The following is a 4,649-nucleotide window of genomic DNA, read 5'->3' as shown; positions in this document are numbered from 1 at the left end:
GATTAATTGACTTTTTTCAAAAAGGTCTATTTTATGAATATATATAGATATATTTTCAATCTTAAAATCTATTAATAATTGAAATAGCATAAAGCTTCCTTCTCTCTTTCAACTTAAAAAGACTAATAGTATGAAATACTAATAAAGTAGCGTTGTACGATATCTAATTACCACCCCCCTTCAAAAGAGTTTCTATAATTAGGAGTTGGAGAAGATTGCCGACGATATTGATGTCTCATAGGCCAAGCCGTCCAACCTTGGCTACCTTATCCATAAAACCTATTAAAAATAGACTAAGCAGAAATGACTGGTTAATCTTATAATACGAACAGGTCAATTCATTAGAAAATAGAGTTTTTATTAAATTACCACTTTAAGAATTTAGTGTTGTTCGTAAGGGACTCCTTAAGATCATTATCTAATAAAGTGTCAATTTTGAAAGGTTTTTGTAAGGAAAATCGATGTTGCTTTTTTATTTTCTTTATTATAATTGAATTATAGTTAATTAGAGAGGATTGTTTTTATGAAAAAATTACTTATTGTAAGTGTAGGATTTGCCATATGCTTATTAACTGCATGTTCGCCACAGACATTGCAAACAATTGGTTCAACTAAATATTATGTAAAAATTGTTGATGATGGTGAGAAATATAAAGAATCAGGTTATTCCAGATATAAATATAATATGACGGGTTTTGATGAAAATGGAGAGTTAAAAAGACTCTCTTTTACAGCTGAAAACCAAGTTGAAAAAGAGTCTTATTTAAAAGTTTATTACAAGAAAGATGAAGTGATTACCTATGAAGAGGTAGATGCTGATAACGTCCCTAAAAAGGCACAGGAGTTATTGGAAGGGAAGGGAACTAAAAGTTCTCTTTAACAAAAGACCTAATCTCTGACTATATCAAACTAATATTATTAGATAAAGCTAGTAATATTAGTTCAAAAACACTTCATTATTGAGACACATTCTGATTTTGAAACGATTAAAACACATACATATTATGTATGTGTTTTTGCTATACTTATATCTATTAATTAATGTAATTACTAAAGGTCGGTACAATAATACTTGAAAGTAAAAGATTAATATTGAAATTTTCATTTTCTATGCCATAAATTTTCTCTACTAAATCGCAATTTTTTATATGAAGTTAAAGAACTATAAAAAGTGTAAGGAGCAATTTATATTTTCTCCATTTCTCCTCCCTCTAATACTGTACTTTTACTTATTCGCTTTCCAGCAATTTAAATTTATCTTCTAATGTTTGAAGCCCTTTATCTATAATATTTTTTTGTTCTATTAAATTTTTTTGATGTTCTAAAAATATATCTTTTCGTTTCATTTTGGTAGAACTTCCTTGATGATACAATTCAGCAATTTCTTTTAACTTTGATACAGGCATATGTGTCTGACGCATACATTTTATAAACTCAATCCAATATAGATCCTCTACTGAAAAATCTCTATAGCCATTCTTATTTCTGGTAACAAATGGAAAAAGCCCTGCTTTGTCATAGTATCGAATAGTATGTTCACTGATGCCTAAATTATCGGCTACTTGCTTTACTTGCATAATTTACCTCCTAAAAAAGGTGACTTTATAAAGTCACCTTTTTGGTCTATTTAATAAGTTGAACTAGTAAATCTTCATAGTCATTATGGATAATAGCTTCAAACCCAAATGTTGATACCATATCACTCTTTAATGACTCCACAGTGTTATAACCAATGAGTTCAGGATCATCTATTTTTAAACCAATTCGTTTAATGTCATTATGGAATAAATTATTTTGATGAGATAGCTCAATTATTTCTTCAGCTAAAGATTTAACGTAATTATTACTTGGCAAAGATACGTTCTTATCATCTATGACCTTTTCTTCCGTAATAATCTTAATATCTGTTTCATTTTCTTTAAATATTGCTAAAAAGTAATACATATCAAAATGACCTCCTTATTCTTTAAAGTTAACTAGCTTGTCGTATAACCGCCATTTGCAAATAATGTTTGTCCATTTATCCACCAACCATCTAAAGTTAAGAAAGTGATAATCGGTGCGATGTCTTCAATATTTGTAAGCTGATTATGAAGTGCTTGAGATTTATGGAATGCCACAGCATCTTCGCCTTCTTGAGGATAGAAGAAAGGTGTATCCATTGGTCCAGGAGCCACTGCATTAACTGAAATCCCTCTATCCATAAACTCTGATGATGCTGCGCGTGTATAATGCTCGACGGGAGCTTTTCCTCCAGCGTAAGTTGAATAAAATCCTGTATAAGCAGCAAGCAATGCAGTGGCTAGAGTGATGATTTTGCCATTATCATTCATAGCCTTTTCAGCATATTTAATAAAGAAATAAGCTGACTTTGCATTGATGTCTGCCATACTATCAAACTCTTCTTCAGTCGTTTCTGAAATAGGTTTTTTAAGTACTTTTCCTACTGTATTTATTGCAATATCAACTTTTCCAAACGTCTCTTCAGCATGTTGAAATAAAGCTTGGACATTACTAACCTTAGTTAAATCACCAGAAAATAATGTACCTTCTCCACCTAACTCTTCAACTTTTGAAAGTGTAGCTTTAGCATCATCTAAAGACTTTTCATCATGATAATGGATTACTAATTTAGCCCCATCTTTAGCGTAAGTAGTACTTAATAAGCCGCCAAGGTTCTTAGCACCACCAGCAATAACTACAACTTTGTCTTGTAAACTATTAAATTTACCCATATTATATAACCTCCTTTGAATATATTTCAATCATAAACCTTAGACCGCGATATCAAGCAAGTGTTTATCTGATGTTTTTTGGTATTGGTTTAGTTGGAATGATAACGGGTTCAATAGCAACTTATTTTCTGAAAGGTAATAAGAAGTCTAATATAAAAGGTCGTTTAAAAATAATAGGCAAAGATTAATTAAAATCATCAGAAATTAAACAACTAAAAGTTTAAGTATAAGCAAAATAATTTTTAGGTTGACCTAATTTATGCTATAATATTCATTGATAAATTTAATGTTCAATGAGGAGATTTTTAAAGTGAAGAAAAGTTTAGAAGAAATAAATGGAAAAGTTTCTTTTGATAGCGAAGCAAATGGTATCAAGAAACTAATAATGTATCTAGGCCCTGGCCTTCTTGTTGCCGTAGGCTATATGGATCCAGGTAATTGGATTACTTCAATGGCAGGAGGAGCACAATTTGGATATACATTATTATTTATAATATTATTATCGAGCTTATCAGCCATGTTACTTCAAAGTATGTGCGCTCGTTTAGGTATTGCGAGTGGTATGGACTTAGCTCAAGTAACTAAACACATAAGTAATAAGCCGTTGTCGATAGCAGCTTGGATTGTTACAGAGTTAGCAATTATGGCTACAGATATTGCAGAGGTCATTGGTAGTGCGATAGCATTAAATCTACTTTTTGATATACCTTTAGTAGTGGGAGTAACTATTACTGTATTAGATGTTTTACTTTTACTAGTAATTATTAAATTTGGCTTTAGAAAGATTGAAGCTATCGTAGGTGTATTAATTTTTACAGTTCTTTTTATCTTTGTATTTGAAGTTTACTTTGCTTCTCCAGAATGGAGTGCTGTTTTAGGTGGCTTTATTCCAAGTACAGAAATAGCTACTAACAATGGTGTGTTATACATAACTTTAGGTATCATTGGTGCGACAATCATGCCTCATAATTTGTATTTGCATTCTTCAATTGTTCAATCACGTAACTACATACGTGAAAGTAAAGCTAAGAAAAAAGAGGCTATTAAATACGCTATTATTGATTCACATATACAACTTTCAATTGCGTTTATTATTAATTGTTTGATTTTAATATTAGGTGCCGCTCTATTCTTTGGTAATGGTGAAGACTTAGGACGATTTTATGATTTATATAATGCTTTACGAGAATCGGATTTTGCAGGAGCTATAGGTGGTGCTGTTATGAGTACATTATTTGCCATAGCTTTGCTAGCTTCAGGGCAAAATTCAACCATTACGGGCACATTATCAGGACAAATTGTCATGGAAGGGTTTTTAAATATAAGAATTCCTCAATGGGCAAGAAGATTAGTCACTAGACTAATCGCTGTGGTTCCTGTATTCATCTGTTTATGGTTATATGGTTCAAGTACTTCTAAAATTGAGGATCTATTAATTTTCACACAAGTGTTTTTAAGTATTGCATTACCCTTTAGTATTATTCCTTTAACGTTAGCAACGAATAACCCTAAGGTAATGGGAAAAGAATTTACAAATAAAACATGGATTAATATTATTGCTTGGATTTTAACAATCATATTAAGTATATTGAATATATATCTAATTATAGAAACATTTAATGAATTTTTATAAAAATTCATTAAAAACAAAGCATTTGTAAATATTTACAAATGCTTTGTTTTTATCGTTCGTTTTTGACACAAAACCTCTTAACTATAAATTAGGAGGTTTTTCTTGGATATTTAAGTCTATAAACTTGTGCTATAATCAATGTATCATAAATATCAAAAATCATGAGTTTTTAGACGATGAGAGACGCGTTTATTTGCATCGAGAAACACATCACGTTAATAAGTGGTCATAAAATGAATAAAAGAGGGTGAAATTAAATGGCTAAAATTGGTTATGCACGT

5 protein-coding genes are annotated in these 4,649 nt (G+C 30.5%); 2 read left to right on the top strand and 3 right to left on the bottom strand.

Translation table 11 applies throughout. The annotated features are described in order from the left end of the window. The first annotated feature begins 523 nt into the window (after positions 1–523). Positions 524–880 carry a YxeA family protein gene (locus CD129_RS09610; protein ID WP_002512599.1) on the top strand — a complete coding sequence of 119 codons (357 nt, stop codon included), beginning with the start codon at positions 524–526 and terminating at the stop codon, positions 878–880. 349 nt (positions 881–1,229) lie between these two features. Here CD129_RS09610 and CD129_RS09605 read toward each other — a convergent pair whose 3' ends face one another. Genes CD129_RS09605 through CD129_RS09595 form a run of 3 tightly spaced genes read right to left on the bottom strand, consistent with a single transcriptional unit; the run spans position 1,230 to position 2,735 of the window. Beyond that, a complete protein-coding gene (locus tag CD129_RS09605) occupies positions 1,230–1,577 on the bottom strand; it encodes a MerR family transcriptional regulator (protein ID WP_002508642.1) in 348 nt (115 codons plus the stop codon). A gap of 46 nt (positions 1,578–1,623) precedes the next feature. Beyond that, positions 1,624–1,944, bottom strand: a complete 321-nt coding sequence (locus CD129_RS09600) for a hypothetical protein (RefSeq protein ID WP_002508641.1) — start codon at positions 1,942–1,944, stop codon at positions 1,624–1,626. 32 nt (positions 1,945–1,976) lie between these two features. Then, entirely contained in the window at positions 1,977–2,735 is a 759-nt protein-coding gene (locus CD129_RS09595) for an SDR family oxidoreductase (RefSeq protein ID WP_115336969.1), read from the bottom strand. Between the two features lie 286 nt (positions 2,736–3,021). Between CD129_RS09595 and CD129_RS09590 the strand changes: the two genes are divergently transcribed. Next, positions 3,022–4,368: an Nramp family divalent metal transporter gene (locus CD129_RS09590; protein ID WP_243832002.1), complete on the top strand. Its 1,347-nt coding sequence runs from the start codon at positions 3,022–3,024 to the stop codon at positions 4,366–4,368. Positions 4,369–4,649: the final 281 nt, after the last annotated feature.

Source organism: Mammaliicoccus fleurettii (assembly GCF_003970575.1).
GTDB classification, from domain to species: domain Bacteria; phylum Bacillota; class Bacilli; order Staphylococcales; family Staphylococcaceae; genus Mammaliicoccus; species Mammaliicoccus fleurettii.
The sequence above is the reverse complement of the archived record's forward strand: the minus strand, read 5'-3'. Positions and strand labels throughout refer to the sequence as shown.